This is a genomic window from Rhizobium sp. Root1212, assembly GCF_001424985.1.
GTDB lineage: Bacteria > Pseudomonadota > Alphaproteobacteria > Rhizobiales > Rhizobiaceae > Pararhizobium.
In genome coordinates, this window is record NZ_LMDA01000001.1 from 93,780 (window position 1) to 119,000 (window position 25,221).

Genomic DNA, 25,221 nt, shown 5'->3' on the forward strand with positions numbered 1-25,221 from the left:
GCCCGCAATGGCAAGTGTTTTTCCATGAAACGCGCCCGCCCGTCATGGCCGACCCGCTTTGCAAACCGCCCTCACCTCTGCAATGGTGCCACAAACAAAGGAGAACACAATGAGCACAACGACGAATTTCCCCGTCGTGACCCTCTCGGAGCTGAAGCTCGAACACTGGCGCGAAGGCGACTTCTTCGAATCCACCGATACCGCCTTCGGCGCGCTTCTCGGCCTCAAGGAACTCGGCATCGGTTATAGCGAGGTGCCGCCCGGAAAATCCGGCTGTCCCTTCCACAACCACCATATCGAAGACGAACTGTTCGTGATCCTCGAGGGCGAAGGCGAATACCGCTTCGGCCCGGAGCGGCGCCCGATGAAAGCGGGCGACGTGCTCGGTGCCCCGGCCGGCGGACAGGACACCGCCCACCAGATCATCAACACCGGCACGGTGCCGCTGAAATATCTCTCCATCTCCACGAAAGCCAAGGCTGAAATCGTCGAATATCCCGATTCCGGCAAGTTCCTCGCCAAGTCGGTCGCGACGGACAGAAAGGCGGTCTTCAGTTTCATCGGCCGCCAGCCCTCGCCCGTGGATTATTGGGATGGCGAACCGGGGATCGAAACGGCAAAAACGGAATAATCATGCAGCAAGTCCCAACCATCGAAACCGACCGCCTTCGCCTGCGCCCCTATCGCCGCACGGATTTTGACCACTACGCGGCCTTGTTTGCCGATCCACAGGTGACCCGTTTCATCGGCGGCGTGCCGTTCTCTCGCGAACAGTCCTGGACGCGGTTCCTGCGACAGGTCGGCATGTGGCATTATTTCGGCTTCGGGTTTCTGGCACTGCAGGACAAGGAAACGGGCCAGCTCATCGGCGAGGCCGGCTTCCACGACCTGCACCGGGTGATCACGCCTTCGCTCGAAGGCAAGATGGAAACCGGATGGGCGCTTTCCCCCGCCGCCCATGGCAAGGGGTACGCAACGGAGGCGGTCAGCGCCATGCTGCGCTGGGGAGACCAGTACCACCCGGCCCTGAAGAAGGCCTGCATCATCGACATCGAAAACGTTGCCTCGATCCGGGTCGCGACCAAGCTTCGTTTCCATGAAGTGCGCCGCACGACCTATCACGGCGCCAACGTGATCCTCTTCGAGAGATAAGATAGCTGCGCGAAGCGCCGTGGCGCTTCGCGCAGATCAATCAGGCATCGGCAGCCTTCGGTGCCGGAAACTCCGCAAGCCGGGCAGCATAACGCGCCATGGTATCGACCTCGAAATTGACGAGATCGCCCGCCTGTCGCTCACCCCAGGTCGTCACTTCCAGCGAATGGCGGATCAGCAGCACATCGAAGACCGCGCCATCGACGGCATTGACCGTCAGCGACGTGCCATCGAGCGCGACCGAACCCTTCGGCGCCACGAACCGCGCCAGATGCTCCGGCGCCTTCAGGCGAAAGCGGGTCGCCTCACCCTCCGCCTCGACGGAGAGGATTTCCGCTTTGCCGTCGACATGGCCGGAGACCAGATGCCCACCCAGTTCGTCGCCGATCTTCAGCGAGCGCTCCAGATTGATCTTCCGCTCCGCCTGCCAGTCGGCAATGGTCGTCAGCCGCAAGGCCTCTTCCCAGGCCTCGACTTCGAACCAGCGCTCGTTCGAGCCATCCTCCGGCAGCGTCGTCACCGTCAGGCAGACGCCGGAGCAGGCAATCGAGGCACCGATATCGATGCCCTTGGGGTCATAAACGGTGCCGATCCGCAGTTTCACGCCCTCGTCGAGCGGAGTGACGGACTGGACGGTGCCGATATCAGTGACAATGCCGGTAAACATCAGGAGTTTCTTTCATATTCGTATTCATCGAGGATGTCGTTGCCGAAGGAATGGCTGGCACGATGCAGGAAACCGACCGGCACGAGCTTGCGGTCGATGGGCGACGCAACGCCACCCTCCCCGACCGTAACCGCACCGGTAAACAGCAGAATGCGATCGACCAGACCTTCATTGAGGAAAAGCTGCGCCGTCTTCGCCCCGCCTTCGACCAGAAGCGAAGAAATGCCGCGCGTCGCCAGCGCCCCGAGCAGATCGATAAGATCGTCCTGCCGGCAAATGAGGATTTCAACGCCGGCCGCCTCCAGCTCATCGCGCCGGGCCTGTTCGCTGACGGAGCAGGCATCGCCGTCGCTGACGACGATCACCGGCACCTTGCGGGCGCTTTGTACGAGTTTGGACGTAACGGGCAGTTCCAGCCGCCGGTCGAGCACGATACGGATCGGCGAGCGATGCTCCAGCCCCGGCAGCCGCGTCGTCAGTTCAGGATCGTCGGCGACAGCCGTGCCGATGCCGACGAGAATGGCGTCGGTCACCGAGCGAAGGCGGTGCACTTCCGCGCGGGCTTCCGGACCGGTGATCGCAAGCTGCCCTTTGCCGGTCGCACCGATCATGCCATCGGCGGAAACGGCTAGCTTCAGCGTGACGAAGGGCCGCCCCTCACGCCGGGTCATCAGATAGGCTTCCAGCTCCCGCTCGCCCTCGGGTTCCATCAGCCCGGTTTCGACGGCAATGCCGGCCTCGCGCAGCATGTCGATGCCATGACCGCTCACCCGCTCGTCGGGATCGGTAACGGCGATGACGACGCGGGCCACGCCAGCCGCAATGAGCGCGTTGGCGCAGGGCGGCGTCTTGCCGTGATGCGAACAGGGTTCGAGCGTCACATAGGCGGTCGCGCCGCGCGCCAGCCCGCCGGCATCCGCCAGCGCCTGCGTCTCCGCATGCGGCCGCCCGCCGATAGCGGTCACGCCTCGGCCGACGATGCGCGGTCCATCGCCGTCATCGCGAACGATCACGCAGCCAACGGAAGGATTGGTGGCAGTCTGACCCAGATGCCGATGGCCGAGAGCCAGGGCTTCGCCCATGAAACGCTCGTCGTTGCGGCTCCATTCGGTCATTTCTGCAAAGCTCCGCTACGGATCGGGGGAACGGGGTGGGAGCAGTCATGTGAGGCTTTCATGCCTCAATTTCAAGATAGTCCGAGCCAGCCGCCCTACTACCCCCCTCTGCCCTGCGGGCATCTCCCCCTCAAGGGGGGAGATTCGCCGGGGTTAGCCTCTCGCTCCCGATCTCCCCCCTTGAGGGGGAGATGTCAGCGTAGCTGACAGAGGGGGGTGATGCGGCAAACTCCGCAGCCCTCTATCACGCCCCCGGATCGCGCGCGATCTTCGCGCTGATCTCGCTGATCACCTTCTCGAAATCCTCCGCATGGGAGAAATCGCGATAGACCGAGGCGTAGCGCACGAAAGCCACGTCATCGAGGCTCTTCAAGGCCTCCAGAACCTGCAGGCCGATTTCTTCGGAGGAGATTTCCGTCTCACCAGAGCTTTCGAGCCGCCGTACGATGCCGGACACCGCTCGCTCGATGCGGTCGCGATCGACCGGCCGCTTGCGCAGCGCGATCTCGAACGACCGCATCAGCTTGTCCCGGTCGAAGGGCGCCTTGCGGCCGGTCTTCTTCAACACCATCAGCTCGCGCAGTTGCACGCGCTCGAAAGTGGTGAACCGGCCGCCGCAGTCCGGGCAGATGCGCCGCCGCCGGATCGCGGCTCCGTCCTCGGCAGGACGGGAATCCTTGACCTGGCTATCTTCCGATCCACAATAGGGGCAGCGCATCCAGCTTCTCTGATCTTACATATACGGGTACATCGGGAAACGGTCAGTCAGCTTGACGACCTTTTCACGAACGCCGGCTTCGACCGCCGCATTGCCTTCATCGGAATTGGCAACCTTCAGGCCGTCGAGAACCTCGACGATGAGGTTACCGATTTCCTTGAACTCGGCTTCCTTGAAACCGCGCGTCGTGCCGGCCGGCGTGCCGAGACGGATGCCGGATGTGACGAAGGGCTTTTCCGGGTCGAAGGGAATGCCGTTCTTGTTGCAGGTGATGTAGCCACGGCCGAGAGCGGCTTCCGCGCGCTTGCCGGTGGCGTTCTTCTTGCGCAGATCAACCAGCATCAGGTGGTTGTCGGTACCGCCCGAAACGATGTCGAGGCCGCCGGCAACCAGCGTTTCCGAAAGCGCCTTGGCGTTCTTGACGATCTGGGCTGCGTAATCCTTGAACTCGGGCTGCAGCGCCTCGCCGAAGGCGACGGCCTTGGCGGCAATGATGTGCATCAGCGGACCGCCCTGCAGGCCGGGGAACACGGCCGAGTTGAACTTCTTCGCCAGATCCTCGTCGTTGGTCAGGATCACACCACCGCGCGGGCCGCGCAGCGACTTGTGGGTCGTGGTCGTGGCGACATGGCAATGCGGGAACGGCGACGGATGCTGGCCACCGGCAACGAGACCGGCAATGTGGGCCATGTCGACCATCAGGTAAGCGCCGACTTCATCGGCAATCTCGCGGAAACGCTTCCAGTCCCAGATACGGGAATAGGCGGTGCCACCGGCGATGATCAGCTTCGGTTTGTGGGTACGGGCCTTTTCGGCAACGGCATCCATGTCGAGCAGGTTGTCGCCTTCGCGCACGCCGTAGGAAACGACGTTGAACCACTTGCCGGACATGTTGACCGGCGAACCATGCGTCAGGTGACCGCCCGAGTTGAGGTCGAGACCCATGAAGGTATCGCCCGGCTGCAGGAGCGCCAGGAACACGGCCTGGTTCATCTGCGAACCGGAATTCGGCTGAACGTTGGCGAAGTTGACGCCGAACAGCTTCTTGGCGCGCTCGATGGCGAGTTCTTCCGCGATGTCGACGAACTGGCAGCCGCCGTAATAGCGCTTGCCCGGATAGCCCTCGGCGTACTTGTTGGTCATGATCGAGCCCTGCGCTTCCAGAACGGCGCGCGAGACGATGTTTTCGGAGGCGATCAGTTCGATCTCATGGCGCTGGCGGCCAAGCTCCTTTTCGATCGCGCCGAAAATATCCGGATCGGTATCGGCAAGCGAGCGGGTGAAGAAAACGTCGGTTGTGGAAGAAACGCTCATTCTCAGGGCTCCTGTGAGGATGTGGCACGGTGTTTACCGTCCTCGCATGGCAAGGGCAATACGGGCTATGCGATTTGCGCCATTTCCCCCACCGACCACGCCCGGTCGCGACGCTTTTTCCCGGCAAGGTGCCGGATATGCAAAAGCCGCACTCTTAAAAAAGAGCGCGGCTGCGCAATTGCAAAACTGCCTTTCGCGGGCAGGAAAATACTTTACTCGACGCTGCCGGCGACTACCGGCTCGATGCCGGTCGTGGTCTGAAGCGCCAGCTCCTGCGCGCCGTCCATCTCGTAGATGTCGTCGCGGAACTGCACGATGTGCGGGATCGTCGACCAGGCCGAAATGTACTTAAAATACACCGGCACTTCCTCGGCAAGCTTGATCGGGTTGTTCTGGCCGGCGCGGATGGTCGCCTCGATCTGGCTGCGGCTCCAGCCGGGGGTTTCCTTCAGGAGCCAAACCGTCAGGTCGCGAACGTTCTGCACGCGCACGCAGCCCGAGGATTCGAAGCGGGCGAGCTTGTTGAACAGGCCCTGCGAGGGCGTGTCGTGCATGTATTCGTTATTCGGGTTGTGGAAGTTGATCTTGGTGGACGCCATGGCGTTGATCTTGCCGGGGTCCTGGCGGAACGTCAGGTTCGGGGCCTTTTCGGCGTTCCAGTCGATCGTTTCCGGCGAAACCTCGTTGCCGCTGCCGTCGAGCAGGCGGATGGCATTGTCCTTGAGGTAGCTGGGGTTCTTGCGCATCAGCGGCACGATGTCCTTCTCGACGATCGAGCGTGGTGCGGTCCAGTACGGGTTGAGGATGACCTCGTAGATCTTGGAATTGATGATGTGGGTCGGGCGCGACAGCCGGCCGACGATCGCCGTATGGCGCTGCACGACGCGGCCGTTTTCGACGACTTCGATCTGCGCACCGGGAATGTTGACGACAATGTAACGGCGGCCGAGATCGCCTGACATCGACTGCAGGCGAACGAGGTTGGTGTTCAGCTGGTTGAGGCGGACATCGGCGGCAACGTTCAGCGCCTTCATCGAGAATTCGCCAAGCACGCCATCCGCCGGCAGGCCGTGACGGGCCTGGAAGCGCTTGACCGCGCCATCGACATAGGAATCGAACGCATTGGACATGCCGGCCGACTGCGCGAGATCGCCGGTCACCATCAGGCGCTGGCGCAGCGTCTGCACGCTCGGATCGGACACGCCCATCTCAAGCTTCAGGCCGGTATTGACGGTCGGCCAGCCGCCGGCAGAAACGATCTGCTGGTAGTCGGCAATCGCCTGCTGGGTGTTGGCGATCGTCTCCATGCTGAAGATCGGGGTGTTGGAAGCGACCGTCGCGGCCGAGCGCGAAGCCTTGGCGTCGAACTGGTCGTCCCAGGCGCCGCGACGCGGCGCATTGATGATTTCCATCAGCGCATCCTGTGCGCTGGCGCCACCTGCCCATGCAGCGGCGCCGACAGCGGCGGCCGAGCGCAGGAAAGACCGGCGCGAGAAAGCATCAATTCCGTTTTTCTTCGACATATCCCTACCATCCCAATGCTGCGGCGCACCCAACGCTACCACGAACAAGGTTAACCAAAGCCAAAAATGGCGCCCGGACCTCACGTTTCGCGTTGAAAATCACATCAAAAGCGAGGAGTTTTCCGGCAGCCCAAAAGGCGCGTTTCTTGCATCCGTGGCTGTCACAGCAATATGGCCAATTCGTGTCACGGGCCAGAGCCCCGGCCCTTCCGGCAGGCGCGAAGCCTTCCGCATCGGCATTCCTGCAACACCCTGAAACGCGAGCACGCCCGATCGCGCTGCGACCGGGCGTTGCTGATGATCGGTTTATCCCTCGGATCAGAGGCGATACATGATCGAGTCGTTCCAGAAGCGGTCCAGACGCTGCAGCAGCTTGTTCATCTGGCCGAATTCGTCGGTGCCGATGCCGCCGACCTTCTGGATCGAGCCGATGTGGCGCTCATAGAGCTTGGCAACGGTCTCGGCGATTTCCTGGCCGTCTTCCGTCAGGCTGATGCGGACCGAGCGACGGTCGATGCGCGAGCGCTGGTGGTTGATGAAGCCGAGATCGACCAGCTTCTTGACGTTGTAGGAAACGTTGGAGCCGAGATAGTAACCGCGGGAGCGGAGTTCGCCGGCGGTCAGTTCGGAGTTGCCGATGTTGAAGAGCAGGAGCGCCTGAACGGCGTTGACGTCGCTGCGGCCTTCACGATCGAACTCGTCCTTGATGACGTCGAGCAGGCGACGGTGCAGACGCTCGACGAGGTGGAGGGATTCCATGTAAAGCGAACGGATCGCATCTTCATGGGGATCTTTTGCGACAACTGCCTGCGGCTTGATCTTGGTGTTCATGTTACTGCCTCACTGTTTTGTTTGGCGGTGTGATTGGTTATCCCCGCCTTGAGTGAGACACTATCGAATACGTATAAAATTCGACTTAAACCGTAGGCTTAACAGCGCCTTACGATTTGGGACTGTTGTGTCAGGGTGAATCATTTCTTGCCGCCTTGTTCTGCCGGGCGCGCTGAAAGAGGATCACCACCCGGAAAAGAACGAAGACGACGGCGACAGCGGCGTGCAGCGCCAGCAGCAGCGGCTTGGCTCCGAATGTCTGCGGATAGAAGCCGAACATGGCGATCTCGGTCGCCGCCGCCACCAGCCAGATCACCGGCCCCCACGACACAGTCAACCACAGCCCGAGCGCCGCCACAGGATAAACGACGGCCAGCGTCGTGGCCGCCACCCGCCAGGCGACAGGCAACAGATCGAAGCGGCCGGAACCGTCATAGGAATAGCCGATCAACAGCGCCCAGTAGCTGAGGCCGAACCAGAAGCAACTGACGGCAACGAGCCGCAGGAAGATGCCAAACAGGATTTCGGCAAGCGAGAGACGCGGCACCTGGACAGAATCAAGAGTCATGCGCGCAAGATAGTGCATGTCGCGCAAAAGTGTGCAGCGGTTTTGCGATAACGACATGCGCAAAGCAAAAACCTGAAGCGCAACGCGCCCCGGAAATCAGCCCTCCCCTCCGCCAGACACTTTGCGGAAGGCGGCATCACTTTGCCGCATGAAGTCCGGTTTTGCTTTCGCCCGCCCCATGATAAACCGCGCCGGAAAGACGTTTGAGAGAAAGGCGTGCCCCATGGCGGACAAGACCAACCCTGTCGATATCATCACCGGCCACCGCCGCATGCGCCGCAACCGCAAGGCCGACTGGACCCGCCGCATGGTGCGCGAAAACCAGCTGACAACAGACGATCTCATCTGGCCGATCTTCATCGTACCCGGCTCCGGCATCGTCGAGCCGATCGACGCCATGCCCGGCGTCAACCGCATGAGCATCGACAAGGCAGTGGAAGCCGCCCGCGAAGCCGCCGATCTCGGCATCCCCGCCCTTGCCACCTTCCCCAATATCGAAATGTCCCTGCGCGACGAGACCGGCTCCAACAGCCTCGCCGCCGACAATCTGATCAACCAGACCACCCGCGCCATCAAGAAGGCAGTGCCGAACATCGGCATCATCACCGATGTCGCGCTCGATCCCTTCACCAGCCACGGCCATGACGGCATCCTGCGCGATGGCGAGATCGTCAACGACGAAACCGTCGCCCAGATCGCCCGCGCCGCCGTCGCCCAGGCCGATGCCGGCGCCGATATCATCGCCCCCTCCGATATGATGGACGGCCGCATCGGCGCCATCCGCCGCGCACTCGACGCGGCGGGCCACCAGAATGTCGGCATCATGTCCTACGCCACCAAATTCGCTTCCGCCTTCTATGGCCCCTACCGCGAAGCCATCGGCACCGGCGGCCTGTTGAAAGGCGACAAGAAGACCTATTACATCGACCCCGCCAACGGCACCGAAGCCATGCGCGACGCCGCCCTCGATGTCGAGGAAGGCGCCGACATGCTGATGGTGAAACCCGGCCTCCCCTATCTCGATATCTGCTGGCGCATGAAGGAAAGCTTCGGCCTCCCCGTCTTCGCCTATCAGGTCTCCGGCGAATACACGATGATCAAGGCCGCCGCCGCCAACGGCTGGATCGACGGCGAACGCGTCATGCTCGAAACCCTGCTGGCCTTCAAGCGCGCGGGATGTGACGGGATATTGAGCTATTTTGCGGTTGAGGTGGCGAGGATATTGGCGAGGCGGTGAGGACGCTGCATACTTGGCCAGTGCAACTGATGATGCTTTTCCGCCGTTGCCATAGCTGCGGCGTTTTTCGCGTGCGATAGTCAATCCGATGCAATTGAGAAGGTCACTGGATTCGCATGGCCGAAAGCAACATTGATTTCGCTTTCTCTCAATGTGACGGGTAGCTCAGGCCGATTACGCAGCCTGCGTCACACGGAACTCGCAACTTTGGGATTTTCTGCAGTTCTCGTTATCAGCGTTTCCCTATGTGATCGCAGTTCTTTTCCTGGCATTTTTCCTCCGGGAAGTCTGGAAGGGTGTACGCGTTATACTTTCTCCAGCGAACCGGTCGGATGAAACCGTTAACAAGAAACACCCGTAGCTGGACTTGACGAATATCCTAGCGAGACATTGCCCCATGACCTCTTCCGACGAAAAGACCCTCAATTTCTATGCGTCGGAAGCGCAGGTCTATGCCAGTCGTCCACGCGCTGTTGCCCGCGGGCTCGACGGCTTCCTCTCCCGACTGCCAACGAGTGCCAAAATCCTCGAACTCGGGTGCGGTGGCGGTCAGGATAGCCTCGCCATGCTGGAACGTGGGTTTGACGTCATTCCGACAGATGGCTCGCCCGAAATGACCGCAGCCGCCGAACACTTGCTCGACCGCCCCGTAGCAGTGCTGCCGTTCGATCAGCTCGACGATGTCGAATGCTTTGACGGTATCTGGGCCAATGCCTGCCTGCTGCATGTCCCAAGAACTGAACTCAGCGCCGCCCTCTCCCGCATCCATCGCGCCTTGAAGCCGGCGGGTATCTTTTATGCCAGCTTCAAGGCCGGAGACAGCGAAGGCCGCGACCGTTTTGGCCGCTATTTCAACTACCCCACCGCCGACTGGTTGCGGCTGCAATACGAAGAATCCGGCTGGCCCTCTCCCGCAATCGAGCAGCGTGAGGGCGGCGGCTATGATGGGGAGGAAACCCTTTGGCTTGGCGTGACGGTGGTAAAAACGGGCTAACCCAACCCCTCCATTGCATTCCCCCTCGCCGCTCCCCATATCCATCTCCGAACAAAACGGAGACACCTGAATGAGCTTTCGCAACGAGAACCTTCGACTGCCCAGCAATGACTGGCGTGCCTATCAGGGCGTGCTGAGCCGGCGCGTCTTTGCGTTCCTGATCGACTATGCGATCGTAGCGCTGCTCTGGATTCCGGCCGCCGTCATCGTCTTCTTCCTCGGCCTTTTGACCCTCGGCCTCGGCTGGTTCCTCTATCCGATCCTTTTCGTCGTGGTCGCCATGCTCTATTTCGGCTTGACCGTCGGCGGCAGCCGGCAGGCCTCGCCCGGCATGAGCATGATGGGCCTTGCGCTGGCGCGCACCGATGGCCGTCCGCTGGATTTCCTGACGGCGATCGTCCACCTCGTGCTGTTCTGGGTGGGCAATGCGCTGCTGACGCCCTTCATCGTGCTGATCGGCCTGTTCACCGATCGCGGTCGCCTGTTGCAGGACCTGCTGCTCGGCACCGTCATGGTCCGCGCCGAAAGCTACTGGACGGCGCCGGCCTGAAAGCCGCCAAAATAGAACTTTATAGTCAGGATTAGGGAGCCCGCCAATAAAGGCGGGCTTTTCCTGCTGTTGACCTTTTGAAAACTTGCGCCATGCTGTAGGCGATACCAGCAAATCGCGGCACCGAGAGCTATTTCCGCCCCACATGAACACGCAAACCGCACCGTCTCCGCAGTTTTATCTGACCGCGCCGGCAGTCTGTCCCTACCTGCCGCAGGAGATGGAGCGCAAGGTGTTCACCCACATGGTCGGCGAACGGGCGCCGGAACTCAACGATCTCCTGACCCAGGGCGGCTTCCGCCGCTCGCAGAACATCGCCTACCGACCGGCCTGCGAAAGCTGCCGCGCCTGCATTTCCGTGCGTATCCTCGCCGGCGAGTTCAAACCCACCCGCTCCATGCGCCGCGTGCTTGCCGCCAACCGCGACATCGTCTCCACCGAATATCCGGCCGAGCCATCGAGCGAGCAATACAGCCTGTTCCGCCGCTATCTCGACCACCGCCACCAGCATGGCGGCATGTCCGATATGTCGGTGCTCGACTACGCGATGATGGTCGAGGACACCCACGTCAACACCAAGATCATCGAATACCGCGTGCGCGTCGAAGGCGAAGGCATTTCCGGCGACCGCAAGGGTCCGCTGATCGCCGCCGCCCTCACCGACAAGATGGGCGACGGGCTGTCGATGGTCTATTCCTATTTCGACCCCGCGCAGCAGGACCGCTCGCTCGGCACCTACATGATCCTCGACCACATCCGCAAAGCCAACGAGCGCGGCCTGCCCCACGTCTATTTGGGCTATTGGGTCAAGGGATCGCGCAAGATGGACTATAAAACAAAGTTTCTGCCGCAGGAGCACCTTATGGCGCGCGGCTGGGAGCGCTATACCGGGCCGGACATTACGCCCCTGAACGAATCGGACTGACATCTTGAGCCATGCCATAGACGCCGCGCATCATCGTCGCGGCCTTGCCATCACCGGCCTCGGCGGCCTCGCCCTCTCCTTCGATATTCCGCTCCTGCGCTCCGGCGATGGCGAAGTCTGGTCGGTGCTGGCGCTGCGCAGCCTCTGCACCTTCGCCGTGGCCCTCGTCGCCTGGGTGGTGCTCAACCTGCTGATGGGCAAGAAGATCGCGTTGATCCCCGGCAAGGCCGGGCTCGTCGCCGGCCTGCTCTACGGCATCAACTCCTTCACCTTCCTGCTCGCCGTTTTCAACACCTCGACGGCCAATGTTGCCTTCATCCTCGCCTTCACCTCGATGTTCGCAGCGCTGATGTCGTGGATCTTCCTGAAGGAGCGCCCGTCGAACGCCACGCTGGTCACCATGGCCATCATGATCGTCGGCGTCGGCCTCATCGTTCATGACGGGCTGGAAAGCGGCAATTTCTTCGGCGACGCCATGGCCGCCAGCACCGCCTTCCTGCTCGGCGGCGCGATCACCATCGGTCGCGCCAGCGGCAAGGACATGAGCCTCGTTCCGCTCGCCACCGCGATCTTCCCCGCCATCGCCGCCCTTGCCCTTCTTCCCCCGGCAGGCTTTTCGGTCGCCCATCCAGAGTGGATCATGTTCGACGGCCTGATCATGCTCCCGATCGCCTTCTTCTGTCTCGCGACAGGCCCCCGCTACCTCTCCGCCCCCGAGGTCGGCATGTTCTATCTTCTGGAAACGATCCTGGCGCCGATCTGGGTCTGGATGGTCTTCGCCGAAGTCCCGACCTCCCAGGCCCTCCTCGGCGGCACCATCCTCATCCTCGCCCTGATCGGCCACTCGCTCTGGCAGATGCGGCGCAGGTCGGTGAAGGCGGTTGCGGCTGCGGTGAATTGATTGATGGGCAAATTGCTCTGAATTCATGGGCTGATTGTAGCAGCACAGCTCACGCCGGGGACAACCACGGAAAACACCCGACAGCATTAGGCGTCGGGCGAATTTCAATCGCCCGACGGGAAAGCATTACCCGCTAAACTTCCCGCTCCGCGGAAAGCCCTTCGGCACGGTGCGGCCAGCGCTGGCGCGGTCGCCCATCCATTCCAGCAACTCGTCCTTGGTCTTGAGGAAGCTGCGGCCGGCGCTGTCGCTCCAGGTGAGGCCATCGGCGATGGCGAAGCAGCGCAGGTCGGAGATACCGCCGTCCTTGTAGCGCTGCAGGCGCACGCCCTTGCCGCGGCCCATTTCCGGGATCTGAACCAGCGGGAAGACGAGCAGCTTACGGTTCTCGCCGACCACGGCGACGTGATCACCCTTGACCGGGATGATCAGCTTCGTCTCGTCCGGCATCGAAACGTTCATGATCTGCTTGCCCTTGCGGGTATTGGCGACCACATCCGCTTCCGGAATGACGAAACCGTTGCCTGCCGCTGACGACAGCAGCAGTTTGCGCGCCGGGTCGTGGACGAAGGCGGTCAGTACGTCCTGATCGTTTTCCATGTCGACCATGATGCGCAGCGGTTCGCCGTGGCCTCGTCCGCCCGGCAGCTTGTCGCCGCCCAGCGTGTAGGCCTTGCCGCCGGTCGTGAAGATCAGGATACGGTCGGTCGTCGAGGCCGGGAAAGCAACCTTCAGCGCGTCGCCTTCCTTGAACTGCAGCGAGGCGGTGTCGGAGATGTGGCCCTTCAGCGCGCGTATCCAGCCCTTTTCGGAGATGACGACGGTGATCGGTTCCTTCTCGATCATCGCCTGCTGGACCGCATCGTCATCGGCCTGCGGCGCATCGGCGAATTGCGTGCGGCGGCGGCCGAGTTCGGTTGCCTTGGCAAAGCGCTTCTTCACATCACCGATTTCATAGGCAACCGTCTGCCACTGCTTTTCTTCCGAAGCCAGCAGCGACTCGATATCGGCCTTCTCCTTGGTCAGCCCTTCGAATTCCGTGCGGATTTCGAATTCCTCGAGCTTGCGCAGCGAGCGCAGGCGCATGTTGAGGATCGATTCGGCCTGCAGGTCGGTGAGCGAGAAACGCTCCATCATCACCTGCTTCGGCTCGTCCTCCTCGCGGATGATGCGGATCACCTCGTCAAGGTTGAGGTAGGCGATCAGGTAGCCGCCGAGGATTTCCAGGCGGCGCTCGATGGCGGCGAGACGGAAGCGCGAGCGGCGCTGCAGCACTTCGCGGCGATGGTGCAGCCATTCCGTTAGCACGTCGCCGATCGACATGACCTTCGGCACCCGGCCCATCGACAAGACGTTCATGTTGAGCGGGAAGCGGCTTTCCAGCTCCGTCAGGCGGAACATCGATTCCATCATGATCGTCGGATCGACGGAGCGGCTCTTCGGCACCAGCACGACGCGGACGTCTTCGGCCGATTCGTCGCGGATGTCTTCAAGAAGCGGCAGCTTGCGGGCGATCAGCAGTTCGGCGATCTTTTCGATCAGGCGTGACTTCTGCACCTGATAGGGAATTTCGGTGACGACGATCTGCCAGGAGCCGCGTCCGAGATCTTCCACTTCCCACTTGGCGCGGACGCGGAAACCGCCGCGGCCGGTCTTGTAGGCTTCGATGATGCTTTCACGGCCGTCGATGATGATGCCGCCGGTCGGGAAATCCGGGCCGGGAACGAGATCGACCAGTTCCTCGATGGTCGCGTCAGGCTTCTTGATCAAGAGCAGCGCGGCATCGCAGAGTTCGTGGGCGTTGTGCGGCGGGATCGAGGTCGCCATGCCGACGGCGATGCCGGAGGAGCCGTTTGCCAGGAGGTTCGGGAAGGCGCCCGGCAGGACGACGGGCTCGGAATTGCTCTCGTCGTAGGTATCGCGGAAATCGACCGCGTCCTGATCGATGCCTTCGAGCAAAAGCTCGGCCACCGGCGTCATCTTCGATTCGGTGTAGCGCATCGCCGCCGGGCTATCGCCGTCGATGTTGCCGAAGTTGCCCTGGCCGTCGACAAGAGGATAACGGACGGAGAAATCCTGGGCGAGACGCACCAGCGCATCATAGATCGACTGGTCGCCATGGGGATGGAAATTACCCATGACTTCGCCGACGATTTTCGCGCATTTGCGGAAGGCGGTGTTGGAGCGCAGCCCCATCTCGCTCATCGCATAGACGATGCGGCGATGCACGGGCTTCAACCCGTCGCGCACGTCCGGCAAAGCGCGGTGCATGATGGTCGATAGCGCATAGGCGAGATAGCGCTCTTCCAGCGCCGCCTTCAGATCGACCGGCTGAATGTTATCGTCTCCGCCCGACGGCGGCAAAAGGCTCTGTCCCATCCTTCCTTGCTACCCCAACAAACCGTGAACAGCAAGGATTTGCAGGGTATTGCGCTGTGGAGAACCCGATTTTCAAGACCTTTCCGCCCCTGCCCGGCCCGCAAAAATAAACATGCGGGGACGCGCTTCCGTCGCATTTCATTTCGAATATATTCACCTCCCGGTTCGTATTAGAAACGCGTTGCAAAATTAAACCTTTAGACGAGGAACATACAGATGATGCCCATGCGCACCCTCCCGATGATGCTGGCAAGCGCTGCGTTTGTCGGACTTGCCGCAGCACCGGCCTTCGCGCTCGATGGAGCAGATCTGGTCGCCAAGTTCAACGCCGCCTCGGCGGTGAACGGCACCACCATCACCTATGACGGCGCAGACGTCGACGGCGACAGCGTGACGCTCTCCAACGTCGCGCTGAAGACCGTCGGCTCCGACAAGGACCTGAAGATCGGCGAAGTCACGCTGGAAGGCGTCGAGGAATACGACGACGGCGGCTACTATGTCGAAACCGTCAGCCTGCCGGATGTCGACCTTTCCGAGGCCGAAGGCAGCCTGAGCGTCAAGGACATCGCCGTCGGCGGCCTGACGATCCCGGCGAACCCGAACGGCGGCACGATCGACGACATGCTGCTCTATGAAAGCGCCAGCACCGGTGCGGTCACCGTCACCGCCAAGGGCAAGCAGGTTTTCGCGCTCGAATCGATCGACGCCAACCTCAACCGCCAGGACGACGACACCGGCTTCGATTTCGACGCTGCCCTGAAGGGCGTGAAGGCCGATCTCTCCGACGTGGAAGACGCCAAGACCAAGGATGCGATCCAGAAGCTCGGGCTCACGACGCTTGCCGGCGAAATGACCATGAAGGGCAGCTGGGAGATCGCCAGCGGCAAAATTGCACTCGACGAATACGCGCTCGATTTCGCCAATGTCGGCCGCCTGAACCTGACCTTCAACATCTCCGGCTATACCCTTGAATTCATCAAGGCCATCCAGGAAGCGATGAAGGCGCAGGAAGCCAATCCGAACAAGGAAGAGGCAAACCAGGCGCTGGGTCTTTCCATGATGGGCCTGATGCAGCAGCTGACTTTCAACGGCGCCTCGATCCGCTTCGACGATGCCTCGATCACCAAGCGCGTGCTCGACTATATCGCCAAGGAACAGGGCACGACCGGCGACCAGTTCGCCCAGTCGCTGAAGGGCCTCGTGCCGATCATGATGGCGCAGCTCAACGTGCCGGAACTGCAGAACCAGGTCTCGGCTGCCGCCAACGCCTATCTCGACCAGCCGAAGAGCCTGACCATCAGCGCCAAGCCGGAGAAGCCGGTTCCGTTCCCGATGATCATGGGTGCGGCCATGGGTGCGCCGAACACGGTTCCGTCCGTGCTGGGCGTGAAGGTGACGGCGAACGATTGACAGAGCAGCTGACTCTTAATCAGCGGGTCTACGAGGAGACGCTCGGCTTTTTTAGCCGGGCGTTTTTGTTTATTCCGGAGATGGATAACCGTACAGATGCGACCATCCGCAAGTGTTGAGGTTGCGGCACCACCACCCTCTGTCAGCTTTGCTGACATCTCCCCCTCAAGGGGGGAGATCGGGAGCGAGAGGCGGCCTCCTGCCAATCTCCCCGCTTGAGGGGGGAGATGCCCGACAGGGCAGAGGGGGGTAAGGCGGCGAATTTCAAATTTGCAGCCTGTTGCAATGTCAAACAACCGGAGATCGGTTCCGCCCCCCGTGCCCATTGTGCACCGAGCCGAGGCGGCGGGGAAAACGGAAATGGCGGCCCGAGAGCCGCCATTTCGAACATTCCAAAGCTGTCGAGCCGATCAGTCCTTCTTGGACGGAACCACGCGCAGGGCCAGTTCGCGCAGCTGCTGCGGCGTTGCCGGCGACGGGGCGTTCATCAGGAGGTCCTGCGCCTGCTGGTTCATCGGGAACAGCGAAATCTCGCGCAGGTTCTTGGCGCCGACCAGCAGCATGACCACGCGGTCGATGCCGAAGGCGCAGCCGCCGTGCGGCGGGGCACCGTACTGGAACGCACGGTAGAGACCGCCGAAGCGCTCCTCCACGTCCGCCTGGCTCAGACCAACCTTCTCGAAGGCCTTGACCATCAGTTCCGGCGACTGGTTACGGATCGAGCCCGAGGCGATTTCGAAACCGTTGCAGACCGCGTCGTACTGGTAGGCCTTCAGCTCCAGCGGGTCCTTGCTGTCGAAGGCTTCGAGGCCGCCCTGCGGCATCGAGAACGGGTTGTGGGCGAAGTCGATCTTCTTTTCTTCCTCGTTGTATTCGTAGAACGGGAAGTCGACGATCCAGCACATTTCGAAGCGGTCGCGATCGACGAGGTTCAGTTCCTCGCCGGCGCGGGTGCGGGCTTCGCCGGCAAACTTGTAGAACTTGGCCGGGTCGCCGGCGACGAAGAAGCAGGCGTCGCCGTCGTCGAGGCCGAGCTGATTGCGGACGGCTTCCGTGCGCTCTTCGCCGATGTTCTTGGCAAGCGGGCCTGCGCCTTCGAGCTTGTCGGCTTCCTTGCGCCAGAAAATATAGCCGAGGCCGGGCTGGCCGGTGGACTGCGCCCAGGCGTTCATGCGGTCGCAGAAGGCTCTGGAGCCGCCGGTCCTGGCCGGGATCGCCCAGACCTGAACCTTCGGGTTCGACGCGATCATGTTGGCGAAGACCTTGAAGCCGGAGCCGGCGAAGTGCTCGGTCACGTCCTGCATGACGATCGGGTTGCGCAGGTCCGGCTTATCGGAACCATATTTGCGGATCGCTTCGTCATAGGGAATGCGCGGCCACTGCTTGGTGACCGGCTTGCCTTCGGCGAATTCCTCGAAGACGGCCGTCATCATCGGCTCCATCGTTTCCCAGACGTCTTCCTGGGTGACGAAGCTCATTTCGACGTCGAGCTGGTAGAACTCGCCCGGCAGGCGGTCGGCGCGCGGGTCTTCGTCGCGGAAGCAGGGAGCGATCTGGAAGTAGCGGTCGAAGCCGGCGACCATCAAGAGCTGCTTGTACTGCTGCGGGGCCTGCGGCAGGGCGAAGAACTTGCCTTCGTGGATGCGGCTCGGGACGAGGAAGTCGCGGGCGCCTTCCGGCGACGACGCGGTCAGGATCGGGGTGGTGTATTCGGCAAAGCCGGCTTCACCCATGCCCTTGCGCATCGAGGAAATGATCTGGGTGCGCTTGACGATGTTCTTGTGCAGCGTCTCGCGGCGCAGGTCGATGAAGCGGTATTTCAGGCGCACGTCTTCCGGATATTCCGGCTCGCCGAAGACCGGCAGCGGCAGTTCCTTGGCGGATGACAGGACTTCGATTTCCTGCGCGTACAGCTCGATCTCGCCGGTCGGCATGCCCTTGTTGACGGTGTCTTCGGTGCGGGCCTTGACGAGGCCGTCGATGCGGATCACCCATTCGCCGCGCACGGCTTCCGCCGTCTTGAAGGCCGGGCTATCGGGATCGGCCACGACCTGGGTGAGGCCGTAATGGTCGCGCAGGTCGATGAAGAGCACGCCGCCATGGTCGCGGACGCGGTGGACCCAGCCGGACAGGCGAACGGTCGAGCCGACATCGGACTTGCGGAGGGCGGCGCAGGTGTGGCTGCGGTAACGGTGCATCGTGATATCCTGAAACGCTGATGGGCCGCGCCGGAGTTAAGCCTGAGACTTGGGCCGGGCGGCAATATCGAAAATCGGGCGGACAAGCGCATGACCGGCCCGATTTGTCAAGGCTTGGGGTCTTTTGCGGGTGGGGTGGAGGCCACGCTCTCGGTTGTCCCCTCTCCCCGCCTGCGGGGAGAGGGTTAGGGTGAGGGGCGATCTTTCATCCCCCGAGATGGCGTGGCTTGGCCCCTCATCCGCCCTGTCGGGCACCTTCTCCCCGCAGGCGAGGAGAAGGGACAGGAGGCGAATTCCGTTCTTCATCTTTACCCTTCCCTGCGCCAAAAGCCACGCAATGCCCGGAGCATCCGTGGGAATGGAATCATCTGCACCCTGGCAAGCCGGGTTCGGACGGGGCGCCGCGGGGAGCCTCATCTTTGTTTTATAATATGACGCCTCGCAGCGCCCCGTTCGGTGTCTTGGCACGACAACTCCGGTTCCTCTGCGAAGAACGGCATGGCCGTCTTCCTGTGTGCCCCACAGGCACGCCCCGCTCTCTTTCAAACGGGAGGGAAACCATTTTCTGCCGCGTCCTGAAATACGACCTGCGTTTCAGCCGTCTTCCAGGGCACCGGTCCCGCCTCGCCGTCAACGCGCTCCGGTGTATCCGTGGCAGGACGCCGGCAGTGTAGGCCGCGCAGCAGGCGGCGGGGATTTGCGGGGATGGCGGAATGTCAGCAAATCGTCAGCTTCATTCGGTAACGCTTTACCGACGCAACCATTCCTGCATCTGCGGAGAGGCTGCCGGGAGGATTTCCAAGTCGGCGTTTTCTGCTTCGCTTTCCAAGGCGGGCTGCTCGCCCGCGTCTTTTCGGGGGCTTCAGTCTGGATAACCCTATTCCATTGTCTATTTGGCTGCTAGTTGCAGATTGGGCGTCAAAACGGTTCGCGACCGGAGAGGGTCGAGGCTTCAAGTCCAGGGGAAAAGTGGAATGGATATTTTTACGGCGGCCGGTCTGACGGCGCTTTTGCAGGTCATCGCGATCGATCTCGTTCTTGCCGGCGACAATGCCGTCGTCATCGGCCTTGCCGCGGCCGGCCTTGAGCCGACGCAGCGCAAGAAGGCTATCCTTGTCGGCATTCTGGCCGCGACCGTGCTGCGTATCGCCTTTGCGACCGTGGCCGTGCATCTGCTGGCGATCATCGGGCTGCTGCTCGCCGGTGGCCTGCTGTTGCTCTGGGTCTGCTGGAAGATGTGGCGCGAATTGCGCGCCGGCCACGGCGACGAAGAGGCGATTGCCAATGCCAACGCGCCAAGGAAGACCTTTTTCCAGGCCGCGACGCAGATCGTAGTCGCCGACGTTTCCATGTCGCTCGACAACGTGCTGGCCGTTGCGGGTGCGGCGCGCGAGCATCCGAGCGTGCTGATCCTCGGGCTCGCCCTGTCCATCGCGCTGATGGGCTTTGCCGCCAACTTCATCGCCCGCCTTCTTGGCAAGTATCACTGGATCGCCTATATCGGCCTTGCGATCATTCTCTATGTCTCGCTCGACATGATCTATCGCGGCACTGTGGAAGTCTGGCCCTATGTGAACGGAGCGGTCTGATATTTCAGCCGGAGAATCAAAAGGCCATCGGATCGCTCCGATGGCCTTTTTTGTTTGGTCTGTCGGCTCAGACCGAGCGCATCAGGCCGCCATCGACCTTCAGGCTCTGGCCGGTGATGTAGCCGGCGCCTTCGGAGGCAAGGAAGGCGATGGTCGCGGCGATCTCGGCGCTGGTCCCGTAGCGCTTCATCGGCACGCTGTCGCGGCGCTCTTCGGTGGCCGGCAGGCTGTCGATCCAGCCGGGCAGCACGTTGTTCATGCGGATGTTGTCGGCCGCATAGGTATCGGCGAAAAGCTTGGTGTAGGCGGCGAGGCCGGCGCGGAAGACGGCTGATGTCGGGAACATCGGCGACGGTTCGAACACCCAGGCCGTGGAGATATTGACGATGGCGCCCGACTTCTGGGCCTGCATGATCGGGGTGACAAGGCGGACCGGGCGGATGACGTTCATCAGGTAGACGTCCATGCCGGTGTGCCACTGCTCGTCGGTGATTTCCAGCAGCTGGGCGCGCGGGCCGTGGCCGGCGCTGTTGACGAGCACGTCGATGCGGCCCCACTTGGCCATCGTCGCATCCACCAGCCGCTGCAGATCGTCATTCGACTGGTTGGAGCCGGTGACGCCGATGCCGCCGAGTTCGGCCGCCAGTGCCTCACCCTTGCCGGAGGAGGAGAGGATTGCGACCTTGTAGCCGTCTGCTGCCAGACGCCGGGCCGCCTCGGCGCCCATGCCGCTGCCGCCTGCGGTGATTACAGCCACTTTTTCTACTGACATGGACTTTACCTTTCCTTCGAGTTTCGGGGAGACAGGGATGGATTGCCTCGCGATTGTCTCTGAAATATCATCTCCGGGGGCAGGCTGCGAGCCAGTTTCATTTCAATCTGACAGTAGAAAATCTATCCGATGACGGATGCTCCCGGCAAACTCCCTTCCCTCAACGGGCTCAAGACATTCGAAGTGGCGGCGCGCCATCTCAATTTCCGGCTCGCGGCCGAGGAACTGGGCGTGACGCAAGGGGCCGTTGCCCAGCAGGTGCGCGGGCTGGAGGCCGAACTCGGCATCAAGCTCTTCGAACGGCTGCCGCGCAGTCTTTCGCTCACCACCGAAGGGCGGCGCTACATCGCCGACATCCGGCGCGGGCTCGATATTATCGCCCAGGCGACGGCGGAACTCAAACCGCAGCCGGTGCGGCTGACGATCAGTGTCACGCCGACCTTCGCCTCGAAATGGCTGATCCCGCGGCTGCCGGATTTCTTTGCCGGCAATCCCGAACTCGATCTGCATATTCTCGCGACGGAGCGGGTTTCGAATTTTCAGGTCGACGGGGTGGATCTGGCCGTTCGCTATGGCAGGCCGCCGTTCGGGCCGGGGCTTGCGGTGGAACTGTTGTTCGAGCAGGAGACCATTGCCGTCTGCAGCCCGATGCTGCTGAAGGGCGGCAGCGCGCCGAGGACGACCGAAGAGCTGGCGGCCTATGCGCTGCTGCATGATTCCCATAATTTCTGGCCGGAGTTCATCGAGCGCTATCTCGGGCAGAGCGCGCAGATGTCGTTCAAGGGCACAAGCTTCAACCAGACCTCCCATGCGATCGAGGCGGCGATTGCCGGGCAAGGCATCGTGCTCGCAAACCGGGATTTCGTGGCGCGGGATATGGAAGAAGGGCGGCTGGTACGGTTGTTCGAGGGGTCGTTGCGGGGGCCTTCGGATTTTTATCTGGTCTGGCCGCGGTATCGGAAATCCGAAGCGCTGGAGACGGTGATCGGGTGGATGATGCGGGAAGCGGCGCAACGCCAGGACTAGGACCGATCGACATTCAGCCCATGCCGGTCTGCAAATGGCGCTTTCCCGCGCTTCCGGTGCTCACGTACCGAAGTACGCTGCGCTCCGGGTCGCAGAAAATCACCATTTTCGGCACGGCCTGGGCTGAATGTCGATCGGTCCTAACCGCCCTCTCCTCCTCAAAATTCGCCACAGGCTGTCGATTTCATTGCTACCAATCGGACACCCATTCGGCATAGTGCCGCCATGTCGCAGATTCGTCCCCTGATTCCCCTTCTCGTCACCGCCGGTATTCTGATCGGCGGCAATGGTTTGCAGGGAACGTATATTTCGCTGCGCGCGCTCAACGAGGGCTTTTCGACCTCGCTGATCGGGCTTGTCGGAACCGGCTACAATATCGGCTTTGCCATCGGCTGCATCTATGTGACGCGCATCCTGCGCTCCATCGGGCATATCCGCACCTTTTCCGCGATGGCGGCGATTGCGTCGGCCGCCTCGATTGCCATGGTGCTGTTCATCGAGCCGTGGTTCTGGTTCCTGATGCGGCTGGTGGCGGGCGTGTGTTTCGCCGGGCTGTTTGCGACGGTCGAAAGCTGGCTGAATGCGCGGGTGACCAATTCGAACCGGGCGCGCACGCTGTCAATCTACAGGCTGGTCGATCTCGGTTCGGTGACGGCAGCGCAGTATATGATCCCGACGGTGGGGATCGAGGGGTTCCAGCTGTTTGCGATCATCTCCATGGCGCTGACGCTGTCCCTAGTGCCGATCTCCTTTGCCGACCGGTCGAGCCCGGAGGCGCCCGAAGCGATCCGTTTCGACGTCAAGGCGCTGTGGAACATCTCGCCGCTGGCGACGATCGGCTGCATCGTCGTCGGCCTCACCAACTCGACCTTCCGGTCGCTCGGGCCGATCTATGCCGAGGGCATCGGGCTTTCGATCACCGCCATCGCCACCTTCATGAGCGTCGGCATCATCGGCGGCGTTGTGCTGCAATATCCGCTAGGGCTCTATTCCGACCAGCTCGACCGGCGGCTGATCATCCTGATCGCCACGCTGGGATCGCTGATCTCGGGGCTGTTTCTCGCCTTCGTCGCGGGATCGAACGAGTGGCTGAACTTCGCAGGCATCTTCGTTTTCGGCGCTTTTGCCATGCCGCTCTATTCGCTCTGTTCGGCCCATGCCAATGACCATGCGGCGGAAGGGCAGCATGCGCTGGTCTCGGCGGGCATGCTGTTCTTCTGGTCGCTCGGGGCGATCATCGGGCCGCTGTTTGCCTCCTTCATGCTCGATCTCTTCGGGCCGCAGGCGCTGTTCGTCTATACGGCCGTCGTGCTCTTTGCCTTCATGATCTACACGGTGCAGCGCATGACGGCGCGCGGGCCGGTGCCGGCGGGCGAGCGGGCGATGCGGTTTCGCAACCTGCTCAGGACCTCGCCGTTCTTTTCCAAGCTTGCGGCGCGCGGCGACGAGCCGAGGAAGTAAAAAGGGAACAACAAGCGCCGCCAGCCGTTCGCTCCTTCGTTGAACTCTTTTACTTCTCCGGAGGAAACCATCGTGTTGAAATTGATCACTCTTGCAGGCGCTGCCACCATCGCATTCTCGACCCTGAGCTTTGCCCAGACCTCGGCGACGATGATGCCGATGACCTGCGATAACACCAACATGGAAAACCTGAAGGCCGACGTCAAAAAGGCGCCGAGCGATGCGCAGAAATCCGACGCGCAGGCCGCCATCGGCACGGCGACGATGGCGATGCAGAGCGGTGACATCGACGGCTGCGTTGCCGCCATGCAGAAGGCCCGCATGGCGATCGACCATAAGTAAGCTTTGTCGTGTTTACCCTATGGAGCCCGCGGCGCGCCGTCGCGGGCTTTGTCTTGCCTGCGGCAAGATGGCTGTAGCGTGATGATTGCTGAAGGCGGACCTCAAGTTTAAAAGAAGACCATCGCAGTCTCCCGAGGTTCTTCCCCATGGCCCTTCTTTCGCGTCGCACGTTCCTCAAGGGATCGGCCGTGGCCGGTGCTTCCTTTGCCCTGGGCGCAGGCTTTGCAGCGCGGCCGGGCATCGCCTCGCCGGTGACGCTGAAGGCCCAATTTACCGAAGCAGCGATTGCCAGCGACGGGGTGACACCCAAGTTGATGACCTATGGGCTGGGGGACGAAGCCGCCAGGGGCATGCCGCCGATCCTCAGGATGAAAAAGGGCGAATCCTTTGCCGCGCGGCTCATCAACGGGCTGGATGAGCCGACCACGGTGCACTGGCATGGGTTGCGCATCGTCAATGCCATGGACGGCGTGCCGGAGATGACCCAACCTTACGTCTATCCGGGCGACGGCTTCGATTATGCCTTTACGCCGCCGGATGCCGGCACCTTCTGGTACCACCCCCATTGCAACACGCTGACCCAGATGGGCCACGGCATGACCGGGGTGATCGTGGTCGAGAACCCCGATGATCCCATTTTCGATGCGGAGGTGGTGCTGAACCTGCGCGACTGGCGGCTCGGTGCTGGCGGAGCCTTCATTGCGCCCTTCAAGCCGCGCGATGCCGCCAAGGGCGGCACCTACGGCACGGTGCGAACCGCCAACTGGCAGCAGGAACCGGTCTATGAGGCGCCGACCGGCGGACTGGTGCGGGTGCGGATCGCCGCGACCGATGTGACGCGCATCTATACGATCGGGATCGAGGATGGGCAGGGTCTCGTCGTGGCGCTCGATGGCAACGCGGTTGCCGCCCCCTTTCCGCTGGACCGGCTGGATTTCGGGCCTGGGCAGCGGGTGGAACTTATCGTGCGCATGCCGGACGAGGAAGGAAAGAGCATTAAGCTCGGCAATTTCCGCGGCTCTTCGCCCTGGACGATTACGACCCTGAAAGCGGTCGGCGGCAGTTCGTTGAAGCGCAGCCTGCAGGATGTGAAGCCGCTCTCCGCCAATCAGATCGCCGAGGCCGATCTTTCGACGGCAGAGCGCATTCCGCTCGATTTTACCGCGACTGCCGAGCACAAGGCGACGGAAAGCATCTGCGGCTCGCTGGGCTATACCTTCTGGGCGATCAACAAGGTACCGTGGCAGGGCGATACCCCCGATCCGGTGGCACCGCTCTCCGACCTGAAGCTTGGCAAGAGCTATGTGCTGCAGGTGCGCAACCGCACGCCGCATGCACATCCGATCCATCTTCATGGCCTGAGCTTCCGCGTGCTTTCATCGAACAAGCGCACATTCCTGCCGCCGCCGACCGATACGATCCTCTTGCAGCCGGACGAACAGGCGGAACTGGGGCTGGTGGCGGACAACCTCGGCGACTGGCTGCTGCACTGCCATATCATCGAACATCAGAAGACCGGCATGTCGGCTTATTTCCGGGTGGTCTGACT

General features: G+C 62.0%; 23 protein-coding genes. 13 read left to right on the forward strand and 10 right to left on the reverse strand.

Annotated features, from left to right (window positions below; genetic code table 11):
- The first annotated feature begins 109 nt into the window (after positions 1-109).
- Positions 110-631, forward strand: a complete 522-nt coding sequence (locus ASC86_RS00480; RefSeq protein WP_056314800.1) for a cupin domain-containing protein — start codon at positions 110-112, stop codon at positions 629-631.
- 2 nt (positions 632-633) lie between these two features.
- A complete protein-coding gene (locus tag ASC86_RS00485) occupies positions 634-1,152 on the forward strand; it encodes a GNAT family N-acetyltransferase (RefSeq protein WP_056314802.1) in 519 nt (172 codons plus the stop codon).
- A 40-nt stretch (positions 1,153-1,192) separates the two neighbouring features.
- On the opposite strand, the gene ASC86_RS00490 is transcribed toward ASC86_RS00485, so the two are convergent.
- The 7 genes from ASC86_RS00490 to ASC86_RS00520 all read right to left on the reverse strand — a co-directional run bounded on the left by ASC86_RS00490 (position 1,193) and on the right by ASC86_RS00520 (position 7,888).
- The gene (locus ASC86_RS00490) at positions 1,193-1,819 is read right to left on the reverse strand and encodes a riboflavin synthase (RefSeq protein WP_056314804.1); all 627 of its coding nucleotides are present in this window, start codon (positions 1,817-1,819) and stop codon (positions 1,193-1,195) included.
- The gene (gene ribD / locus ASC86_RS00495) at positions 1,819-2,934 is read right to left on the reverse strand and encodes a bifunctional diaminohydroxyphosphoribosylaminopyrimidine deaminase/5-amino-6-(5-phosphoribosylamino)uracil reductase RibD (RefSeq protein WP_056314806.1); all 1,116 of its coding nucleotides are present in this window, start codon (positions 2,932-2,934) and stop codon (positions 1,819-1,821) included. The genes ASC86_RS00490 and ribD overlap by 1 nt, the downstream gene beginning before the upstream one ends.
- 244 nt (positions 2,935-3,178) lie before the next feature.
- Complete coding sequence (gene nrdR / locus ASC86_RS00500; RefSeq protein ID WP_056314808.1) at positions 3,179-3,652, reverse strand: transcriptional regulator NrdR; 474 nt, start codon at positions 3,650-3,652, stop codon at positions 3,179-3,181.
- A gap of 15 nt (positions 3,653-3,667) precedes the next feature.
- A complete protein-coding gene (gene glyA, locus ASC86_RS00505; protein WP_056314810.1) occupies positions 3,668-4,966 on the reverse strand; it encodes a serine hydroxymethyltransferase in 1,299 nt (432 codons plus the stop codon).
- Between the two features lie 212 nt (positions 4,967-5,178).
- Positions 5,179-6,489 (reverse strand): L,D-transpeptidase family protein, encoded by a 1,311-nt coding sequence (locus ASC86_RS00510; protein WP_056314812.1) that lies wholly within the window; start codon positions 6,487-6,489, stop codon positions 5,179-5,181.
- A gap of 318 nt (positions 6,490-6,807) precedes the next feature.
- Positions 6,808-7,320 (reverse strand): MarR family winged helix-turn-helix transcriptional regulator, encoded by a 513-nt coding sequence (locus ASC86_RS00515; RefSeq protein ID WP_056314814.1) that lies wholly within the window; start codon positions 7,318-7,320, stop codon positions 6,808-6,810.
- Positions 7,321-7,450: 130 nt separating this feature from the next.
- The gene (locus ASC86_RS00520) at positions 7,451-7,888 is read right to left on the reverse strand and encodes a DUF6163 family protein (RefSeq protein WP_056318044.1); all 438 of its coding nucleotides are present in this window, start codon (positions 7,886-7,888) and stop codon (positions 7,451-7,453) included.
- A 223-nt stretch (positions 7,889-8,111) separates the two neighbouring features.
- Here ASC86_RS00520 and hemB point away from each other — a divergent pair, with 223 nt between their 5' ends.
- From hemB to ASC86_RS00545, 5 genes are all read left to right on the forward strand, one after another.
- A complete protein-coding gene (hemB, locus tag ASC86_RS00525; protein WP_056314815.1) occupies positions 8,112-9,125 on the forward strand; it encodes a porphobilinogen synthase in 1,014 nt (337 codons plus the stop codon).
- 397 nt (positions 9,126-9,522) lie between these two features.
- Entirely contained in the window at positions 9,523-10,119 is a 597-nt protein-coding gene (locus ASC86_RS00530; RefSeq protein WP_056314817.1) for a class I SAM-dependent methyltransferase, read from the forward strand.
- Positions 10,120-10,189: 70 nt separating this feature from the next.
- A complete protein-coding gene (locus ASC86_RS00535) occupies positions 10,190-10,669 on the forward strand; it encodes an RDD family protein (protein WP_056314820.1) in 480 nt (159 codons plus the stop codon).
- A 145-nt stretch (positions 10,670-10,814) separates the two neighbouring features.
- Positions 10,815-11,594: an arginyltransferase gene (locus tag ASC86_RS00540; RefSeq protein ID WP_056314822.1), complete on the forward strand. Its 780-nt coding sequence runs from the start codon at positions 10,815-10,817 to the stop codon at positions 11,592-11,594.
- Between the two features lie 4 nt (positions 11,595-11,598).
- A complete protein-coding gene (locus ASC86_RS00545) occupies positions 11,599-12,495 on the forward strand; it encodes a DMT family transporter (protein WP_056314825.1) in 897 nt (298 codons plus the stop codon).
- Positions 12,496-12,621: 126 nt separating this feature from the next.
- On the opposite strand, the gene parC is transcribed toward ASC86_RS00545, so the two are convergent.
- On the reverse strand, positions 12,622-14,874 hold the full coding sequence (gene parC / locus ASC86_RS00550; protein WP_056314827.1) for a DNA topoisomerase IV subunit A: 2,253 nt from the start codon (positions 14,872-14,874) through the stop codon (positions 12,622-12,624).
- Between the two features lie 216 nt (positions 14,875-15,090).
- On the opposite strand from parC, the gene ASC86_RS00555 reads away from it, so the two are divergent.
- Positions 15,091-16,284 (forward strand): hypothetical protein, encoded by a 1,194-nt coding sequence (locus ASC86_RS00555; RefSeq protein ID WP_056314829.1) that lies wholly within the window; start codon positions 15,091-15,093, stop codon positions 16,282-16,284.
- Positions 16,285-16,694: 410 nt separating this feature from the next.
- Here the strand turns inward: ASC86_RS00555 and aspS are convergent, their stop codons facing one another.
- Positions 16,695-18,482 (reverse strand): aspartate--tRNA ligase, encoded by a 1,788-nt coding sequence (aspS, locus tag ASC86_RS00560; RefSeq protein WP_056314831.1) that lies wholly within the window; start codon positions 18,480-18,482, stop codon positions 16,695-16,697.
- Between the two features lie 974 nt (positions 18,483-19,456).
- On the opposite strand from aspS, the gene ASC86_RS00570 reads away from it, so the two are divergent.
- Positions 19,457-20,071, forward strand: a complete 615-nt coding sequence (locus tag ASC86_RS00570; RefSeq protein WP_056314835.1) for a TerC family protein — start codon at positions 19,457-19,459, stop codon at positions 20,069-20,071.
- A gap of 67 nt (positions 20,072-20,138) precedes the next feature.
- Here ASC86_RS00570 and ASC86_RS00575 read toward each other — a convergent pair whose 3' ends face one another.
- Positions 20,139-20,843, reverse strand: a complete 705-nt coding sequence (locus tag ASC86_RS00575; RefSeq protein WP_056314837.1) for an SDR family oxidoreductase — start codon at positions 20,841-20,843, stop codon at positions 20,139-20,141.
- A 129-nt stretch (positions 20,844-20,972) separates the two neighbouring features.
- On the opposite strand from ASC86_RS00575, the gene gcvA reads away from it, so the two are divergent.
- The 4 genes from gcvA to ASC86_RS00595 all read left to right on the forward strand — a co-directional run bounded on the left by gcvA (position 20,973) and on the right by ASC86_RS00595 (position 25,219).
- Positions 20,973-21,869, forward strand: coding sequence for a transcriptional regulator GcvA (gene gcvA / locus ASC86_RS00580; RefSeq protein WP_056314839.1), 897 nt, complete (start codon positions 20,973-20,975; stop codon positions 21,867-21,869).
- A gap of 225 nt (positions 21,870-22,094) precedes the next feature.
- Positions 22,095-23,330: an MFS transporter gene (locus ASC86_RS00585; RefSeq protein WP_056314840.1), complete on the forward strand. Its 1,236-nt coding sequence runs from the start codon at positions 22,095-22,097 to the stop codon at positions 23,328-23,330.
- A gap of 72 nt (positions 23,331-23,402) precedes the next feature.
- Positions 23,403-23,672: a hypothetical protein gene (locus tag ASC86_RS00590; protein ID WP_156386853.1), complete on the forward strand. Its 270-nt coding sequence runs from the start codon at positions 23,403-23,405 to the stop codon at positions 23,670-23,672.
- A 146-nt stretch (positions 23,673-23,818) separates the two neighbouring features.
- A complete protein-coding gene (locus ASC86_RS00595) occupies positions 23,819-25,219 on the forward strand; it encodes a multicopper oxidase family protein (RefSeq protein WP_056314846.1) in 1,401 nt (466 codons plus the stop codon).
- Positions 25,220-25,221: the final 2 nt, after the last annotated feature.